This window comes from Streptomyces sp. NPDC091287 (genome assembly GCF_044768525.1).
In the GTDB taxonomy this organism is placed as follows: Bacteria; Actinomycetota; Actinomycetes; order Streptomycetales; family Streptomycetaceae; genus Streptomyces.
Genome location: NZ_JBIVUV010000001.1, coordinates 374,617 through 391,430 on the forward strand (window position 1 = coordinate 374,617; position 16,814 = coordinate 391,430).

Below are 16,814 nucleotides of genomic sequence, written 5' to 3' on the forward strand. Positions count from 1 at the left end.
AGATTTCGTCAGTACGACGATAAGAGGTGAAGGTGAATTGAGTCAAGGTGACGAAAAGGGGCGTGTGGTCCGGCGGGCCGCATGCCTGGCCGGGATCTCGCCGCCCCCGTGCACGGCGAGATCGGCGCCGTTGACGTACGAGGAGAGGTCGCAGGCCAGCCAGAGACAGGCCCGCGCCACGTCGTCCGGTTCCGCCAGTCGTCCCATCGGGACGATGTCCGCCACCGCGGCCCCGTCGTCGTCGCCGTACAGCGCGGTGGCCTTCTCGGTGCGGATGAGGCCCGCGGTGATGTGGTTGACCCGGACCCGCGGCGCCCATTCGAGGGCCAGTGCCCGGGTCAGCCCGAGCAGGCCCGCCTTGGCGGCGGAGTAGGCGGCGGTGCCCGGCTGCGGGTCGTGGGCGGAGACGCTGCCGATGTTGGTCACGCACCCGCCGTCCGGCTGCTCCCGCATCACCAGATTCGCCGCCTGGGCCGTGTAGAAGGGGGCGAGGAGGTTGAGCGCGACCACCTTCTCGACGAAGCGCGGCGATACGGTCGCCGCGTCGGCGTCCGGGGAGCCGCCGGCGTTGTTCACGAGCACGTCCAGCCGGCCGAACCGCTCGGCGGTCGCGGTGACGAGATCCGCCGCCGCCGTGGGATCCCGCAGGTCCGCGGCCCGGAACGAGGCCTCGCGCCCGCCCGTCGACGGCAGGGTGGCCGGCGTGCCGCGGCCGCAGACCATGACGTCCGCGCCGCCCGCGAGGAAGGCCCTCGCCAGCGCGGCCCCCAGGCCCCTGGTGCCGCCGGTGACCAGCACCGCTCGGCCGGTGAAGTCCATCGCGTGGGACTGGTCCATGGCCCGTCCTTCACCCCTCTGGTTCCGGAGTCTCGCCTTCTGGGATCTCGCCTTCCGAGTCCTGCCGTCAACCGCCCCCGCGCCTGCTCCTTCCGGAATCTACCAAGCGCTTGTTAGGGAATCCAGAGGGTGGACGGATCGGAAAATCGGGGCGGGCCGTGAAGAGGTGCGGACACACGGGCGGCCGGTGGCCTCCGTAGAGGTCACCGGCCGGCCGGGCGGTGCGCCGCCCCCGTCCCCACGGTGCGGCGCGGGTGGACCGCCCCCCCCATCCGCTGGGGCGGGCCGTCCACGTCTGTCAGGACTCCGGCGCTCCCGCCGTGAGTCCGAGGCCCGGGAGGATCGCCATCTCCACGAACCGGGTCAGATATGCCGCGTCGGCGTAACGCCCCTCCAGTAGCGGCCGGGCGCGCATCACGCCGAGCAGCTGGGCCGCGACGAACTCGGCCCCCGGAAGGTCCGCCGCGATCTCGCCGCGCTCCCGGCCCCGCCGGACCATCGCGTCGATCGCCGCGATCTCCGGCAGGATCAGCGCCTCGCGCAGCGCGCACAGCAGCTCGGGGCTCTGCAGCGCCGCGTGGCTGAGAGCGTGCATCAGCGGGGTGTCGCTCCCCGAGGCCTCGCCGATCGTCCGCGCGGCCTCCAGCAGGTCCCCGGCCAGCGTCCCGGTGTCGATGTTCGGGAGCCGCATCCGCCGGGTGCCGTGCAGTGCGGCCACGACCAGCTCCGGCTTGGAGCCCCACTGCCGGTACAGCGTCGACTTCCCGCACCGCGTGCGCGAGGCCACGCCCTCCATCGTCAGCGACTCGTAACCGCTCTCCCGCAACAGCTCCAGCACCGCCCCGTAGAGCTCCTGCGCCCGCTCCGGTGTGATCTTCGACCGGCGGGACGTGAGGGCTGACTCCTGTGCGGAATCGGGCGACGGCATGGGCTGTACCTCCTGCGGCGGTGCGGCGAGGTTCTCGATACGCCAGTGTACCGATACGCGCGTGTACCGATACGTCGGCGTATCGGTACACTGGCGTATCGATACGGCGTGGAGTTCACCGGGCCGTCCTGACACCGCTTCGCATCCAAGGGGGCACCGGGTGACCTACGCCCGCACCGAGCCCACGGACCAGGAGCCGGACATACGTGCCCGACCGCCCCTCGTCCGCGAGTTCCTTCTCGTGGCCGGACTCTTCCTGGCCTACAAGTTCGGCCGCAGGGCCGCCAACGGTCATGTCGAGGAGGCGTTCCGCAACGCGGGGAACGTATGGGACCTCGAACGCGCCCTGCACCTGCCCGGCGAGGGCGCGGTCCAGGGGCTGCTGCTGCACAGCCAGCCCCTGATCCACGCGGCGAACACCTACTACGCCGCCGTGCACTTCCCGGCCACGGCTCTCTTCCTGGTCTGGCTCTACTGGCGCCGCCCCCGCCACTACGTCCGGTCGCGCCGCGTTCTCGCCGCGCTCACCGCCGCCGCGCTGGTGCTGCACCTGCTGTTCCCGCTGGCCCCGCCCCGGATGCTGCCGGTCGCCGGACTCGTCGACACCGGCCAGCTCTACGGGCCGACGGTGTACGGACAGACGCCCGCGACCGACACGATGGCGAACCAGTTCGCCGCGATGCCCTCGCTGCACGTCGGCTGGGCCGTGATGGTCGCCGTCGGCCTGATCGTCGCCACCCGTTCCCGGTGGCGCTGGCTGTGGCTGCTGCACCCGGCTCTCACCCTGCTCGTCGTCGTGGGCACGGCCAACCACTACTGGCTCGACGCGATCGTCGTCGGGGCGATGCTCGCCGTCGCCCTCGCCGTGTTCCGGCTGCCGCTGTCCGCCCGGACCACCCCCGCGCGGCTGCCCCGGCCGGCCCCGTGCGGCAGTGGCGAAGGGTCTCCTGTGCCGGCGTACGCGGGTGGCGCGGGGCCCAGGGCCTTCGCGTCGGCCGCCCCGGCGGGGTCTCCAGGGCCGGCCACCGTGCCCGGGACCTTCGCGGCGGCCGGTTCGCCGCCGTCCTCCGGAACCGCCGGGCCCGCGACCGGCGCGGATGCCGGATCACAGGCACCCGCCCGGGCTGGAGCGGTGCGATGAACGCCACGCTGCTCGCCGTCGCGCTCTCCCTGGTCTCGGCCGGCGCCTACGCGGCCGCCGCCGTGGCGCAGTCCCGGCTCGCCGGCCGCACCGACCCGTCCACCGGAGTCCTGCGGCTGCTGGGCCGGGGCGCCTGGTGGTCGGCGGTCGGCCTCAACGCCGCCGGCGCGCTGCTGCACGTCGCCGCGCTCAACTACGGCCCGCTCACCCTGGTCCAGCCGCTGGGCGCGCTCACCCTCGTCGTCGCCGTCCCGCTCGGGGCGCGCGCCGCCGGACGCCGGGTCGGCCGCGTCGAGTGGCGGGGCACGGCCCTGACCCTGCTCGGCCTCGGCGCGCTGCTCCTGACCGCGGGCGGCTCGGCCCCGCACGAGACCCTCAGCCTTCCCGAGGCGCTGGGCGTCGGCGCGGCGACCATGGCGGTCGTCGCCGGACTCGGCCGGCCCGGGGCCCGCCCGGGGCTGCGGCACGCAGCGGCCTCCGGGATCACCTCCGGGGTCGCCTCAGCGCTCACCCAGACCCTCACCGTCGCGGTCACCGACCACGCCGACGGCCCGCTGTTCAGCTGGCGGCTGCTGACGGTGGCGCTGCTCGTCTCCGCCTTCGCGATGGGCGGTCTGCTGCTCTCCCAGACCGCGTACCGGGGCGGGCTCGGCGCACCGCTCGCGGTGGTCACCCTCGCCAACCCGGTAGCCGCCGCCGCGATCGGCCTGGCCCTGCTCGGCGAGCGCCTCCAGGGCGGTCCGGTCAGTCTCGTGCTCGCGCTCATCGGTACGGCGGCGGCCGTGCGCGGAGTGGTCCTCCTCAGCCGGGCCCAGGCGCGGAGCACGGACCCGGCAGCCCCGCCCGAAGCCGCCGTCCCGGGGGACCAGGTGCCCTCCAGGGTCGTCATCGGCAGCCCCCGGCGCGCGGACACCGCACCCCCGGCGGGCGTCCCGGAACCCCTCCCCGCGCACGCGAGCGGCTGACCGGCCGCGGAGCGGAAGCGGTCGGCGGGCCGCCGGCTCCGATCGCTCAGCCGTCCAGGTCGGTGATGGCGCGGGTCAGCCAGCTGATCCAGAACGTCTCCAGGTCGATGCCGCCCCGCAGCACCAGATACCGCAGCCGGTCCTCGTCGGTCGTCGGCGCGGGGCTGAAGTTCCGCTCCTCGATCTCCCGGTACTCCGCCAACTGGCTTTCGTGCAGGGCGAGATGGCGGCGCAGCTCCGCGCCCATGCCATCCGCGCCGACCACCGCCGCCGCCCGCATCCGCAGCAGGAGCGGGTCGCGGACCGGCCGGGGATCCTCGGGGAGGGCCACCCAGGCCGCCAGTTCCTCACGGCCCGCGGGCAGTACCTCGTACTCCTTCTTCTGCCCCCGGGCCGGCACCGCCGCGGGCAGCGCCCTGATCCGCCCGGCCTGCTCCAGTTTTCCCAGCTCGCGATAGATCTGCTGGTGCGTCGAGGACCAGAAGTAGCCGATCGACCGGTCGAACCTGCGGGTCAGTTCCAGACCCGAGGACGGCTTCTCCAGCAGAGCGGTGAGAATCGCGTGCGGCAGTGACATGGGGTGCATCCTAAGGACGTACGGAGACCGCGAGCGCGCCGTCTTTCGTGGGCGCCCCGGTCCCCGTACGTCCATGGAGCTCACAGCGCGGCGGCGAGCTCCGTGCCCTGGCGGATGGCCCGCTTCGCGTCCAGCTCGGCCGCCACGTCCGCGCCGCCGATCAGATGGACCGGGACGGCCCCCGCGCGCAGCTCCTCGTACAGCTCGCGGCGCGGTTCCTGGCCCGCGCACAGCACCACCGTGTCGACCGGCAGCACCCGCCGCTCACCGTCGACGGTGAGGTGGAGGCCCTCGTCGTCGATGAGGTCGTAGGAGGCTCCGGCGATCATCTCGACGCCCCGGTGGCGCAGTTCGGTGCGGTGGATCCACCCCGTCGTCCTGCCGAGCCCCGCACCGACCTTGGTGGTCCTGCGCTGGACCAGGTGGACCGTGCGCGGCGACTCGGGACGCTCGGGAGCGCGCAGCCCGCCGCGCTCCGCGTAGGCGGTGTCGACGCCCCACTGCCGGAAGAACGTGTCCGCGTCCAGGCTCGCCGCGTCGCCGCCGTCGGTCAGGAACTCCGCGACGTCGAAGCCGATGCCGCCCGCGCCGACGATCGCGACCCGTTCGCCGACCGGCGCCCCGTCGCGCAGCACGTCCAGATAGCTGACGACGTTCGGGTGGTCCGTGCCGGGGATCGCCGGGGTGCGCGGCTCGACGCCGGTGGCGAGCACGATCTCGTCGAAGCCGTCGAGCGAACCGGCGTCCGCCCGGGCGCCCAGCCGTACGTCGACGTCCAGCTCGGCCAGCCGCGTACGGAAGTAGCGCAGCGTCTCGTCGAACTCCTCCTTGCCCGGCACCCGGCGCGCCACGTTCAGCTGCCCGCCGATCTCGTCCGCCGTGTCGAACAGGGTCACCGCGTGCCCCCGCTCGGCCGCGGTCACGGAGCACGCGAGGCCCGCCGGCCCGGCGCCGACCACGGCGACGCGTTTACGGGTCCGGGTCGGGCCGATGACCAGCTCGGTCTCGTGGCAGGCGCGCGGATTGACCAGACAGGAGGTGATCTTGAGGCTGAAGATGTGGTCCAGGCAGGCCTGGTTGCAGCCGATGCAGGTGTTGATGGCGTCCGCCCGGCCCGCCGCCGCCTTCGCGACGAACTCCGGGTCGGCCAGGAAGGGGCGGGCCAGGGAGACCATGTCGGCCCGGCCGGAGGCGAGGATCTCCTCGGCGACCTCGGGGGTGTTGATGCGGTTGCTCGTCACCAGCGGTACGGAGACCGCGCCGCGCACCTTCTCGGTCACCCAGCTGAACGCGCCGCGCGGCACGGAGGTGGCGATGGTCGGGATCCGCGCCTCGTGCCAGCCGATGCCGGTGTTGATGATCGTCGCGCCCGCCGCCTCGATCTCCTTCGCGAGCGTCACGACCTCCTCCAGCGTCGAGCCGCCCGGCACCAGGTCCAGCATGGAGAGCCGGTAGATCAGGATGAAGTCGTCGCCGACCCGCTCGCGGACCCGGCGCACGATCTCGATGGGCAGGCGCATACGGTTCTCGTAACTGCCGCCCCAGCGGTCGGTGCGGTGATTGGTCGCGGAGACGATGAACTCGTTGATCAGATAGCCCTCGGAGCCCATGATCTCGACGCCGTCGTAGCCCGCGAGGCGCGCGAGACCGGCGGCGCGCACGAACTCCTCGATGGTCTCCTCGACCTGGTCATCGGTGAGCGCGTTCGGGGTGAATCCGCTGATCGGAGCCTTGAGCGCGCTCGGCGCCACCAGGTCGGGGTGGTGCGCGTACCGCCCGAAGTGCAGGATCTGCATGGCGATCCGGCCGCCCGCCGCGTGCACCGCCGAGGTGATCTCCCGGTGCTGCTCCGCCTCCGCCTCGGTCGTCATCTTGGCCCCGCCGGGAAAGGAGCAGGCCCGCTCGCTGGGGGCGATACCGCCGGTGACCATGAGGCCGACGCCGCCCCGGGCGCGCTCCGCGTAGAACGCGGCCATCCGCTCGAAACCGCGCTCGGCCTCCTCCAGGCCGATGTGCATCGATCCCATGAGAACCCGGTTGGGCAGGGTGGTGAACCCGAGGTCGAGGGGGCTCAGCAGGTTCGGGTACAGGCTCACGAGGTCTCCTCCGCACAGGGTCGTCGGGTCAGTTGTAGACCACCGTCAAGCGCTTATGCAACAAGTTGCACAATGATCTGCGTCGCACCCTGCCCTTGGGGCGACGGGTCCGTGCCACGGACGGCGTACCCGGCCGCGCTTGCTTGTCACCCGGCGACGAGAGTGGGATCCGTACCCCACCCCCCCCACCCCGGGAGTCCTCATGGTCTGCCTCAACCGGCGTGATCTCGGTCTGCTCGCCCTGCGCGTCGGCACCGGCGCGGTGCTCGCCGCCCACGGCAGCCAGAAACTGGCCGGCTGGTTCGGCGGCGGAGGCATCCAGGGCACCACGGCCGCGATGGAGGCGATGGGATTCCACCCGCCCAAGCACAGCGCGGTGGCCGCCGGGCTCGGCGAGGCGGGCGGCGGCGTCCTGCTCGCCCTGGGCCTCGCCACCCCGGCGGCGGGCGCGGCGGCCGCCGGGGCGATGGCCGGCGCGGTGGCCGTGCACGCCCCGGCGGGCTTCTTCGCCCAGGGTGGCGGCTACGAGTACCCGGCGTTCCTCGGCTTCACCGCGGCGGCCATCGGGCTGACCGGTCCCGGGCGCTACTCCGTGGACCATGCCACCTGCCATGTCTTCGACCGCGCCTGGATGGTCGCGCTGGCCTTCGCGGGCAGTGCGGTCGCCGCCGCCGCGGTGGTCGGCAAGCGCACGAAGGCGCAGTCCGGCCGGCCGCAGGAGGAGTCCTGATGGGCGAGGACCCCTCCCGGGCCGCCGACCCGGCCGGTCCCGACGCCACGCCGCCACCGGCCGGCTTCCCGCAGGGGCCCCGGACCGGACCCGGCCAGGGGGACGCGCCATGGCAGCGCGCCGACGGTCCGGCCGGCCCCGCACCGGTGCCGGATCCGGACAGCCTCTGGGTGACCGGCGGGATGCTCTTCGCCGGGATCCTGATGCTCTGCCAGGGCGCCGTGGCGGCCCTGGAGGGCATCGCGGCCCTCGCCGACGGGGACGTCTACGGCGACGTCGGCGAGTACCTCTACCGGATCAGCCTCACCGGCTGGGGCTGGATCCACCTGGTGCTCGGCGTCAGCGTGGCCGTCACCGGGGCCGCACTGCTCAAGGGGGCGGGCTGGGCGCGGGTGGCCGGCATCCTCTTCGCCTCCCTGAACCTCTTCGCGCACTTCCTCTTCCTGCCGTACGCGCCCCTGTGGTCGGTGATCGTCATCGCCCTGGACATCTTCGTCATCTGGGCCCTGGCCGCTTACCGGGACCCGGCCTCCGCGACCGTGCCGCGCTGACCGTCCGCGCCCTCCCGGCTCAGGGCCCCCGGCCACCACGCCTTCGGCCCGATGTCCCGTACCAGCGCCGGGACGAGGAGCGACCGGACGACCAGCGTGTCCAGCAGGACGCCGAACGCCACGATGAACGCGATCTGGAGCAGGAAGGCCAGCGGGATCACACCCAGCGCGGCGAAGGTGGCCGCCAGGACGACGCCCGCCGACGTGATGACCCCGCCGGTCGTGGTGAGCCCGCGCAGGATGCCCTCCCTGGTGCCGTGCCGCAGCGACTCCTCCCGGACCCGGGACATCAGGAAGATGTTGTAGTCGACGCCCAGGGCGACCAGGAACACGAATCCGTAAAGGGGCACCGACGAGTCCGTGCCGCTGAAGCCGAACACATGGGTGAAGACCAGTGAGGAGATGCCGAGGGTGGCGAGGAAGTTCAGCGCCACGGTCGCCACCAGCAGCACCGGCATCAGCAGCGACCGCAGCAGGAAGACCAGGATCACGAGGATGATCACCAGCACCACCGGCACGATCAGCATGCGGTCGTCCTCCGCCGTCCGCTGGGTGTCGTACTGCTGCGCGGTGTAGCCGCCGACGAGTGCGTCCGAACCGGGCACGGCGTGGACCGCGGTACGCAGCGCGGCCACCGTCTCCTTGGCGCCGTCGCTGTCGGACGCGTCCTTGAGCGTCGCGTCGATGCGGACCCTGCCGTCGACGACGAGCGGTTCGCCGCCCGGCCGCCCGCTCGCGCTCACCGGCGCGACGGAGGCCACCCCGTCGGTACGGCCGGCGGCCTCTCCGACCTCGGTCACCCGGTCGGCAGCCGAGATGATCACGACCGGATTCCCCGAACCGCCCGGGAAGTGCTCGCTCAGCGTCTCCTGGGCGGCCACGGAGGGGGCGTCGTTGACGAAGATCTCGTCGAGCGGAACCCCCTTGGAGGTGAGCGTGGGGGCGAACGCGGCACAGGCGATCAGGGCCGCCAGTGTGATCGCCCAGACCTTGCGCGGCGCCCGGTCGACGAGGGCGGCCACCTTGTGCCAGATGCCGTGGCCGCCGGACACCTTGTCGTCGGCGGGCCTGGGCTTCGCCGGCCAGTAGGCCTTGCGGCCCAGCAGCACCAGGGCGGCGGGCAGGAAGGTGAGCGCGCTCAGGACCGAACAGACGATGCCGATCGCGCCCACCGGCCCGAGGGCCCGGTTGTTGGTGAGGTCGCTGAGCAGCAGGGCGAGCAGGCCCGCCGCCACCGTCGCGGCGCTGGCGGTGATCGGACCGAAGGACTCGCGCACCGCGATGCGCATCGCGGTGAACCGGTCGCCGTGGAGGGCGAGTTCCTCCCGGAACCGGGCGGTGAGCAGCAGTGCGTAGTCCGTCGCCGCGCCGATCACCAGGATCGACAGGATGCCCTGCACCTGACCGTCCACGCGCACGATGTCGTGGTCGGCGAGGACGTAGACGATCGCACTGGACAGGGCGAGGGCGAACACGGCGCCGAGGATGATGACGAAGGGCAGCAGCACACTGCGGTAGACCAGCAACAGGATCACCAGCACCGTGATCAGGGCGACCCCGAGCAGCAGTCCGTCGATGCCCGCGAAGGCGTCGGACAGGTCGGCCTGACTCGCGGCGGGCCCCGCGAGCTGCACCGTCGTGCCCGGCACCGATGAGCCCGCCTCCTCGATCCTCTCCAGCACCGTGGGCAGTCCGTCCCCGAGGCCGGGGCTCAACTGCACGATGCCCTGGAGCGCGAGACCGTCCTTCGACGGCAGTGCGGGGGAGGGTGCTCCGACGACGCCCTCGCTCCCGGCGAGCGAGGAGAGGGCACCGGTGGCTGCCTTCCGCTGCTCGTCGCTCACCGGCGCGTCCTGCTCCGCCGAGGTCCAGACGACGATCACCGGCAGGGTCTCGTTCTGCTGGAACGCCTTCTGCGCGTCGATGACTTGGGTGGACTCCGCGTTCTGGGGCAGAAAGGCGGCCTGGTCGTTGGTGGCGACCTCACCGAGCTTCCCGGCGTACGGGCCGAGGCCGCCGCCGACGCCGAGCCACGCGATCAGCAGCACGACGGGGACAAGCCAGCGGATCGACCGTGCGGAGCGTGCAGGGGTGGACATGTCTCTCCCGGGGGTGGAGATATCTCAGTAATGAACAATCTCAATCGTTGAAATACATTACGGGACTGCTCGGCGGACAACCGCAGGGGGTGGGCTCGACGGCCGCCCCCACCCTCCCGTGGACGCGCACCCGACCCGGCGGGGAAAGCTCAGCGACGCGCCGGGGGAGCCTCGCCCAGCTCCTCGTTCATGGCGGCGAGGAAGCGCAGGACGGTCGCCAGCTCCGTCTCGCTGAAGCGCGCCCTGGCTCGTGCCGTGGCCTCGGCGAGCGGCATGAAGTAGTCGCGGGCGGCCGTCCGGGCGCTCGCCTCGTAGTACACGTGCACCACCCGGCGGTCGGTGCTCTCCCGGGCCCGCCGGACATGGCCGGCCCGCTCCAGCCGGTCCAGACAGGCGGTCACCGCGCCGGAGGTGAGACCCAGATGCTCGCGCAGCGCCCCCGGGGTGAGGGGCGACGGGGCGTCGAGGATGGCCGCGAGCGCGCTCACGTCCGTGGGATGCAACTGCTGGTTCGCCGCGAAGCCGTGGGTCATCCGGTTGATCTCGCCGTTCATCCGGCGGAGCTCCACCGCGAACGCCTGGAGGTCCGCGAGCGGCGCCCCGGGCTCCGGGGCGCCGCTGCGGGTCGGTCGGTCGTCGGCGCTGGTCACGCCCTCAGCGTATAGAACGGGCGCGCGGATCCCGTGCCCGGACCGGCGCGCCGTGCCCGGACCGTCGCGGGGTCCGGGTACGGGATCCGCTGTGCGTGGAGACGGCGGCGCAACCGTCTCTACGACGGAGGCATCAGCACGGTGTCGACCAGATTCACCGTGGCGTTGGCCGTCGGTACGTTGCCACAGACGATCTTCGAGGAGTCGTTCACCGTGAACTCGGTGCCCGAGCCCTTCGTCGTGAGGTTGCTGCCCTCCAGCGTCTTGAAGGTGCCGTCCTCCATCTGCTGGGTGGTGACCTTCTCGCCCACCACGTGGTAAGTCAACACCTTGGTGAGCTCGGCCTTGTCGTTGAGGAGTGCCTCCAGATCGGCCTGCGGGATCTTCTCGAAGGCGGCGTTGGTCGGCGCGAACACCGTTATGTTCTTCGCGTTGTTGAGCGTGTCGACCAGGCCTGCCTTCTTCACCGCGCTGACGAGGGTGGAGAGTTCGGGGTTGTTGGACGCGGCGGTGGCGACCGGGTCCTTCGCCATGCCCTCCAGGCTGCCCGCGCCCTCCTTCGGTACGGAGGAGCAGGCGGGGCCGTACGGTTCGGCAGGTGCCTCGGCCTGGGCCTGCGGAGCGAAGAACGCCAGAGAGGCGGGAAAGGCCAGGGCCGCGGCGGCCGCCGCGGTGCGCTGCAGACGGGTGATCGTCATGATGTCTCCTCCGGCGAGCGGGGGTGGGTCTTCTCCTTCTCTCCCATGCTGACGCCCATCCGCTGGGACCGCGCGCCGCGTCGTTTCTGCGTCGAAAGTCACCTTCCGGGCGCGCATGACATTGATCCGCCGGACCGGGGCAACTGGGATTCATGAATACCCGTTCAGTAGCAGCGCAGGGACGCGGCCAGGCCAAGAGAGCCGCGAACAGTACCGCGATGGAGGCCGGGGCCCGCGCGGGCTTCGTGGCCCGTGGGGTGATCTACGTTCTCGTGGGCGCTCTCGCCCTGCAGATCGCGCTGTCCGGAGGCGGTGGGAAACAGGCCGACCGGGGCGGCGCGATCGGCGAGATAGCCGAGAAGCCCTTCGGGAAGATCCTGTTGTGGGTGCTGGGCATCGCCCTGGTGGGGATGGCGCTCTGGCGGCTGTCCGAGGCCCTGGTCGGCTCGGCCGGGCCCGACGGCCGCAAGCCCACCAAGCGGGCCATGGCGGCGGGCCGTGCCGTCTTCTACGGATTCGTCGCCTACTCCGTCCTGTCCTTCGCCGCAGGCGACTCGGGCAGCGGGGGCGGATCGTCGGACCAGCAGTCGAAGGACGTCACCGCCAAGGCGCTCGGCTGGCCCGGAGGCCAGTGGATCGTCGGGATCGTGGGTGTGGGGGTGGCCTGCGCCGGTGTCTGGATCGCGGTCCGGGCGCTCCTGCGGAAGTACCACAAGCACCTGAAGCTGTCCGAGATGTCCAAGCGCGTCCGCCAGGCGGTCGACTTCACCGGAGTCTTCGGCGGTACGGCGCGTGGCATCGTGTTCGCGACGGCGGGCGGATTCGCGGTGGGCGCCGCGATCAAGCATCAGCCGGACGAGTCCAAGGGCATGGACGACACCCTGCGCTCCTTCACCGAGACCCCCGTCGGCCCGTGGCTCCTGGTGGTCATCGCCCTCGGACTGGTCGCCTTCGGCGTGTTCTCCTGGGTCAACGCCCGCTACCGCAAGGTCTGAGCGCCTCGCCGTCCGAGCTGTCCGCCCGCCGCCGCCCTCCTGCGGGCGGCGGCGGCCTCGCGGTCCGCCTGCTCCGGGTGGCGGCGGAGCCAGTACGGATTGTCGTGCGGCAGGCCGCCCGTCACCCGTCCGTACATGCCGAACGTGAGGATCAGCAGCCCCATCACGAAGCTGAAGACGACGTTCGGCATTCCGAAGTCCAGGATGTTCGCGGCCCGGTCCAGGATGAAGAGGTGGCCGAAGCCGCTCAGCAGGAAGAGCGTGCCGATTGTCATGTTCAGGGTGGACGCGACGTTTCCGCCCACCGCGGCCCCGGCGATCAGCAGCCCGCCGACGACCACCGAGATCAGGCTCAGCAGACCGTTGGTCGACAGTCCGGCGATGTGATCGCCGCTGGTGTCGAAGAAGCTCAGCCGACTCGTGAAGCCGAGGATGCCGAAGGCCAGCAGGATGGCCCCGCAGAGGCCCGCGCCGACCCGGTACACCGTCGCCAGCCGGTGATCGACGGGGAGTTCGTTGCTCAGGTTCATGGCCGTCTCCTGTCCGTACCGCTGCGGGCGGGGCGAGGTGCCGTGACGGGTGGGGGCATCGCACAGAACCCCGATGCCTCCAGCGAACCGCACGGTGACGGACGGGGCAACATGCATCGTTTTTGCATCGTATGGTGGGTTTCATGGACCCCGTGATGGACCCTGTGATGGACTCCGTGGCGGACTCGGCGATGGGCCCTGAGGGCTACCGCACCGGTGGCCGGCCCCCGCGGGCGCCGGCCGACGGAGGGCTGACCACCGGCGCGGTGGCCCGCCTCCTCGGGGTCGCGCCGACGACGCTGCGCTCGTGGGACCGCCGCTACGGCATCGGCCCGGCCGCACGGGAGGACGGCCGACACCGTCGCTGGACCGGGGCCGACATCGCCGCCCTGCGGCACATGTGCCGCCTGACGAGCGCGGGCCTGCCGCCGGCCGAGGCCGCTCGTGCCGTCCTGGCCGGAGCGTCCCGCGCCACGGCCGCGCCACGGCGCGGGCACCCGTCCCGGGCCCCCGGGGCACTTCCGTTCGGCAGCGCCCGCCGCGAGTGCCGAGGCCTTGCCCGGGCGGCGCTCCGGCTGGACGCGCCGGCCATGGAGGAACTGCTCACGAAGGTCCTCGACCGCTACGGACTGCCGGCCGCCTGGGACGAGGTGATGGTGCCGACGCTCCACGCGGTGGGCCGCAAGTGGGAGACCTCGGGGGAGCGGTACATCGAGGTCGAGCACCTGCTGTCCTGGCACGTCTCCGGCGCGCTGCGCGGTGTCCGTGCCGCCGGGCCCCCCGCCCCCGGTGCCGGCCTCTCCCTGCTGGCCTGCGTACCCGGTGAGACCCACACGCTGGCCCTGGAGGCACTCGCCGCCACGCTCACCCGGCACGGACTGCCGGTCCGTATGTTCGGCGCCGCCCTACCCGTCGAGGCGCTGGAGGAGGCGATCCGACGCACCGGACCCGACGCGGTGGTGCTCTGGGCTCAGTCGCACGGCACGGCGAGCCGTTCGCTCGCGGCCCGGGTGGCGGCGATCGAGTGGGGCGTACGGGGCGCGCGCAGGCGGCCTGTCGTCTTCACCGCCGGACCCGGCTGGGCCGGGCGGCAGCCCCCGGGAACCCGGCACCCGTCCGGGCTCGCCGACGCGGTGGACGCACTGGCCGCACTCGGTGCGCGGTGACGGCGGCCGCCGTCACCGCCGTCACCGCAGCCAGTCCGACAGTCCCGCCAGAAGGCGCTCCACGTCGTCCGTGTCGTTGTAAGCGCAGAGTCCGACGCGCAGGCCGCCGCTGTCGCCGAGCCCCAGGTGGCGGGAGGCCTCCAGGGCGTAGAAGGAACCGGCGGGCGCGTGCACCCCGGAGCGGGCGAGGGAACGGTAGGCGTCCGCCGCGTCCCGGCCGTCGAAGGTGAGCAGCAGGGTGGGGGTGCGTTCGGCGGCACGGGAGTGGACCGTCGCCCCGCCCAGTTCGCCCACCGCCTTCTCGATGCTCTCCCGCAGCTCCGTCTCGTGGGCGTCGATCGCCGCGTACGCCGACCGCAACCGCGCCCGACGCCCGCCCGCCGCATCAGCGCCGGCACCCAGGCCCGCGAGGAAGTCCACCGCCGCGCGGGTCCCCGCCATCGACTCGTAGGGGAGGGTGCCGAGTTCGAAGCGCTCCGGCACGGCGTCGGTGGAGGGCGCCAGCTTGTCCGGACGGAGAGTGCCGAGCAGTTCGGGCCGGGCGGCGAGCACCCCGTGATGGGGCCCGAAGAACTTGTACGGGGAGCAGACGAAGAAGTCCGCCCCGAGCCGCTCCACATCCACCGCGTGGTGTGCCGTCAGATGGACCCCGTCCACGTACAGCAGCGCACCGGCCCGGTGGACCAGTTCGGCGATGGCCGGGATGTCGGGCCGGGTGCCGATGAGGTTGGAGGCGCCGGTCACCGCGACCAGCCGGGTCCGCCCGGTGATCTGTGCGCCGATCGCCTCGGTGGGAAGCTCGCCGGTCGACGGATCGAAGTCGGCCCACCGCACCACCGCCCCCGCCCGCTCGGCCGCGTGCACCCATGGGCGGATGTTGGCGTCGTGGTCCAGCCGGCTGACCACCACCTCGTCCCCGGGGCTCCAGGTCCTGGACAGGGTGCGCGAGAAGTCGTACGTGAGCTGAGTGGCGCTGCGGCCGAACACGATCCCGCCCGGGTCCGCGCCCAGCAGGTCCGCCATCGCCTGCCGGAACCCACGGACGATCTCCTCCGCGTTCACCTCCCCGGGCAGTGCGGCGCCCCGGATCGACAGGGGCCCGCTCATCGCCTCGCCGATCGCGGCGATGACGGAGGCCGGGGTCTGGGTGCCGCCCGGCCCGTCGAAGTGCGCCGTGCCGGACCGCAGGGCGGGGAACTGTGCGCGCACCGCGCCGACGTCGTACGACAAGGGGGCTCCTCGATTCGTTCGCTGATGTGCTGCCGGATCTCGCTGTGATCATCGCAGGGCGGTGTCCTCCGGTGGAAGGAGCGGGAGCCCCCGGTAAGGGAGGTGGGGCCCTCCGACGGGGCCCCGCTCGGAGCCCCGCTCGGAGCCCGCTCGTGGCCTCGTGTCGGGGGCGCTTTTCAGGGAGCTGGTTTCGCGCGGGCGCACCGCTCCCCGCCGGAATGCGCGCCCGAGCGTGGAGCGGCATCTCCCGGCGCACCAGGATGCGCCGTCCTTAAGCACGGCGATGATCCTACGAAAGAATTGCTCGCACAAATGAACTCACCTCGGTTGTGCGAGCCTTCTCGCATTCCCGTCATGGATAAATGCGTCGGATGATTTCTGCGAGTCGGTCGCGATTAAAGCGGTGGGAACGGGAAATAGATGATCTGGGCTGATGGGGTCGGGGGCATCAGTTCACGCCGCGGCCGAATTTCATCGGGGTTGGCTGTCTGAAAGTCGCCAGTGCGGGGGCCGAGGTCGCCGCCCGGGGTTTCCTGTCACGTCCCAGGGGTGCTCTGGCCTGTGCTGATGCGATGCGATGGTCTCTCTCCCCGTCACTGTCACTTGTGGAGGGTCACGGATGGACGAGCGCGAGCACTCCGCCGATGGCGGAATCTATTCGGCCGGCTATTCGGTCGACCGGAAGGGGCGGGCCGGTAATTCGTCTGCTCGGCTTCTTCGCGCCGCTGCGTACCCGGTTCTCCTCCTCGCGGTCGTATCCGTGGGTGTGGCCGCATTGTGGCTGCAGTGGGATCCGGCCTGGGTCAGTTCGCTTTTCGTGATCGGGGCCATCGCCTATCTGGCTCTCCTGGAACGGCTGATTCCTTATGACCGGAACTGGCACCCCGGAAAGGCCGAATGGCGCTGGTACGGCATCTACTTCCTGCTCACCATGGCCGGAAGCGGACTGGCGCAACTCCTGGTCGCGCTGGCCGTCGGCCTGATCTCGCCGGCGGAATCGGCCCGCCACCTCTGGGTCGAGGTCCCCGGCGCACTCCTCGCCGGCTCTCTCGTCAGCTATCTGGTGCACCGGATGGGCCACCGGAACGCCCTGCTCTGGCGGCTGCACGGAGTGCATCACGTGCCGGAGAAGGTCAACGTCGCCAACAACGGAGTCAACCATGTGCTGGACATCGTCCTGGCACAGAGCCTCGTCCAGCTGACTCTGGCGTTCGTGGGATTCTCCCGCCCCGCGGTGCTGGTGGTCGGACTCTTCGTCGCCGCCCAGGGCTACTTCGTGCACGCCAACATCGATGTCCGCATCGGACGGCTGAACCATCTGCTGGCCAGTCCCGAGCAGCACCGGCTGCACCACAGCACCGATCTGTCCGAAGCCGGCCACTACGGCTCCGACCTGTCGTGCTGGGACCACCTCTTCGGCAGCTTCACCTGGTACCCCGGCCGCGAGCCCGCCGCCGTCGGCCTGCACGACCCCACGTCCTTTCCCGGCACAGGCGAGATCCTCGCCGCCCTCACACACCCCTGGCGACGCCGACCGGCACCGGGCCCCGGGCCGGAGTGAGCGCGACCCTCCGACGCTGCACCACGACCTACTCCATCACGACTTGCTCCACCACGACTT

Annotated in this window: 16 protein-coding genes; 7 read left to right on the plus strand and 9 right to left on the minus strand. The window is 72.0% G+C overall.

All coding sequences use genetic code 11. The features are described 5' to 3' along the window. Positions 1-42: 42 nt before the first annotated feature. Together ACIQRW_RS01575 and ACIQRW_RS01580 are read right to left on the minus strand one after the other, a co-directional pair. The gene (locus ACIQRW_RS01575; protein ID WP_403752789.1) at positions 43-837 is read right to left on the minus strand and encodes an SDR family oxidoreductase; all 795 of its coding nucleotides are present in this window, start codon (positions 835-837) and stop codon (positions 43-45) included. Between the two features lie 298 nt (positions 838-1,135). Then, entirely contained in the window at positions 1,136-1,765 is a 630-nt protein-coding gene (locus ACIQRW_RS01580; protein ID WP_403752792.1) for a TetR/AcrR family transcriptional regulator, read from the minus strand. A gap of 160 nt (positions 1,766-1,925) precedes the next feature. Here ACIQRW_RS01580 and ACIQRW_RS01585 point away from each other — a divergent pair, with 160 nt between their 5' ends. Continuing rightward, positions 1,926-2,906 carry a phosphatase PAP2 family protein gene (locus tag ACIQRW_RS01585; protein ID WP_403752795.1) on the plus strand — a complete coding sequence of 327 codons (981 nt, stop codon included), beginning with the start codon at positions 1,926-1,928 and terminating at the stop codon, positions 2,904-2,906. After that, positions 2,903-3,871 carry a DMT family transporter gene (locus ACIQRW_RS01590; protein WP_403752798.1) on the plus strand — a complete coding sequence of 323 codons (969 nt, stop codon included), beginning with the start codon at positions 2,903-2,905 and terminating at the stop codon, positions 3,869-3,871. The genes ACIQRW_RS01585 and ACIQRW_RS01590 overlap by 4 nt, the downstream gene beginning before the upstream one ends. Positions 3,872-3,917: 46 nt before the next feature. Here the strand turns inward: ACIQRW_RS01590 and ACIQRW_RS01595 are convergent, their stop codons facing one another. Continuing rightward, on the minus strand, positions 3,918-4,448 hold the full coding sequence (locus ACIQRW_RS01595; RefSeq protein ID WP_403752801.1) for a PadR family transcriptional regulator: 531 nt from the start codon (positions 4,446-4,448) through the stop codon (positions 3,918-3,920). Between the two features lie 80 nt (positions 4,449-4,528). Next, positions 4,529-6,544 (minus strand): FAD-dependent oxidoreductase, encoded by a 2,016-nt coding sequence (locus ACIQRW_RS01600; RefSeq protein WP_403752803.1) that lies wholly within the window; start codon positions 6,542-6,544, stop codon positions 4,529-4,531. Positions 6,545-6,746: 202 nt separating this feature from the next. Between ACIQRW_RS01600 and ACIQRW_RS01605 the strand changes: the two genes are divergently transcribed. Together ACIQRW_RS01605 and ACIQRW_RS01610 are read left to right on the plus strand one after the other, a co-directional pair. Then, positions 6,747-7,274 carry a DoxX family protein gene (locus ACIQRW_RS01605; protein ID WP_403752806.1) on the plus strand — a complete coding sequence of 176 codons (528 nt, stop codon included), beginning with the start codon at positions 6,747-6,749 and terminating at the stop codon, positions 7,272-7,274. Further along, positions 7,274-7,825 carry a hypothetical protein gene (locus ACIQRW_RS01610; protein ID WP_403752809.1) on the plus strand — a complete coding sequence of 184 codons (552 nt, stop codon included), beginning with the start codon at positions 7,274-7,276 and terminating at the stop codon, positions 7,823-7,825. The genes ACIQRW_RS01605 and ACIQRW_RS01610 overlap by 1 nt, the downstream gene beginning before the upstream one ends. On the opposite strand, the gene ACIQRW_RS01615 is transcribed toward ACIQRW_RS01610, so the two are convergent. The 3 genes from ACIQRW_RS01615 to ACIQRW_RS01625 all read right to left on the minus strand — a co-directional run bounded on the left by ACIQRW_RS01615 (position 7,789) and on the right by ACIQRW_RS01625 (position 11,272). Then, positions 7,789-9,924 (minus strand): MMPL family transporter, encoded by a 2,136-nt coding sequence (locus ACIQRW_RS01615; protein WP_403752812.1) that lies wholly within the window; start codon positions 9,922-9,924, stop codon positions 7,789-7,791. The genes ACIQRW_RS01610 and ACIQRW_RS01615 overlap by 37 nt on opposite strands. A gap of 149 nt (positions 9,925-10,073) precedes the next feature. Further along, positions 10,074-10,574 carry a MarR family winged helix-turn-helix transcriptional regulator gene (locus ACIQRW_RS01620; protein WP_403752815.1) on the minus strand — a complete coding sequence of 167 codons (501 nt, stop codon included), beginning with the start codon at positions 10,572-10,574 and terminating at the stop codon, positions 10,074-10,076. 119 nt (positions 10,575-10,693) lie between these two features. Further along, a complete protein-coding gene (locus tag ACIQRW_RS01625) occupies positions 10,694-11,272 on the minus strand; it encodes a fasciclin domain-containing protein (RefSeq protein ID WP_403752819.1) in 579 nt (192 codons plus the stop codon). A 152-nt stretch (positions 11,273-11,424) separates the two neighbouring features. Between ACIQRW_RS01625 and ACIQRW_RS01630 the strand changes: the two genes are divergently transcribed. Further along, entirely contained in the window at positions 11,425-12,267 is an 843-nt protein-coding gene (locus tag ACIQRW_RS01630) for a DUF1206 domain-containing protein (protein ID WP_403752822.1), read from the plus strand. On the opposite strand, the gene ACIQRW_RS01635 is transcribed toward ACIQRW_RS01630, so the two are convergent. After that, positions 12,252-12,797 (minus strand): DUF4383 domain-containing protein, encoded by a 546-nt coding sequence (locus tag ACIQRW_RS01635; RefSeq protein WP_403752825.1) that lies wholly within the window; start codon positions 12,795-12,797, stop codon positions 12,252-12,254. The two genes, ACIQRW_RS01630 and ACIQRW_RS01635, sit on opposite strands and share 16 nt — an antisense overlap. 191 nt (positions 12,798-12,988) lie before the next feature. Between ACIQRW_RS01635 and ACIQRW_RS01640 the strand changes: the two genes are divergently transcribed. Further along, on the plus strand, positions 12,989-13,963 hold the full coding sequence (locus ACIQRW_RS01640) for a MerR family transcriptional regulator (RefSeq protein ID WP_403753465.1): 975 nt from the start codon (positions 12,989-12,991) through the stop codon (positions 13,961-13,963). A 21-nt stretch (positions 13,964-13,984) separates the two neighbouring features. Here the strand turns inward: ACIQRW_RS01640 and ACIQRW_RS01645 are convergent, their stop codons facing one another. After that, positions 13,985-15,193: a cysteine desulfurase-like protein gene (locus ACIQRW_RS01645; RefSeq protein ID WP_403752828.1), complete on the minus strand. Its 1,209-nt coding sequence runs from the start codon at positions 15,191-15,193 to the stop codon at positions 13,985-13,987. A gap of 619 nt (positions 15,194-15,812) precedes the next feature. Between ACIQRW_RS01645 and ACIQRW_RS01650 the strand changes: the two genes are divergently transcribed. Then, the gene (locus ACIQRW_RS01650; RefSeq protein WP_403752831.1) at positions 15,813-16,754 is read left to right on the plus strand and encodes a sterol desaturase family protein; all 942 of its coding nucleotides are present in this window, start codon (positions 15,813-15,815) and stop codon (positions 16,752-16,754) included. Positions 16,755-16,814: the final 60 nt, after the last annotated feature.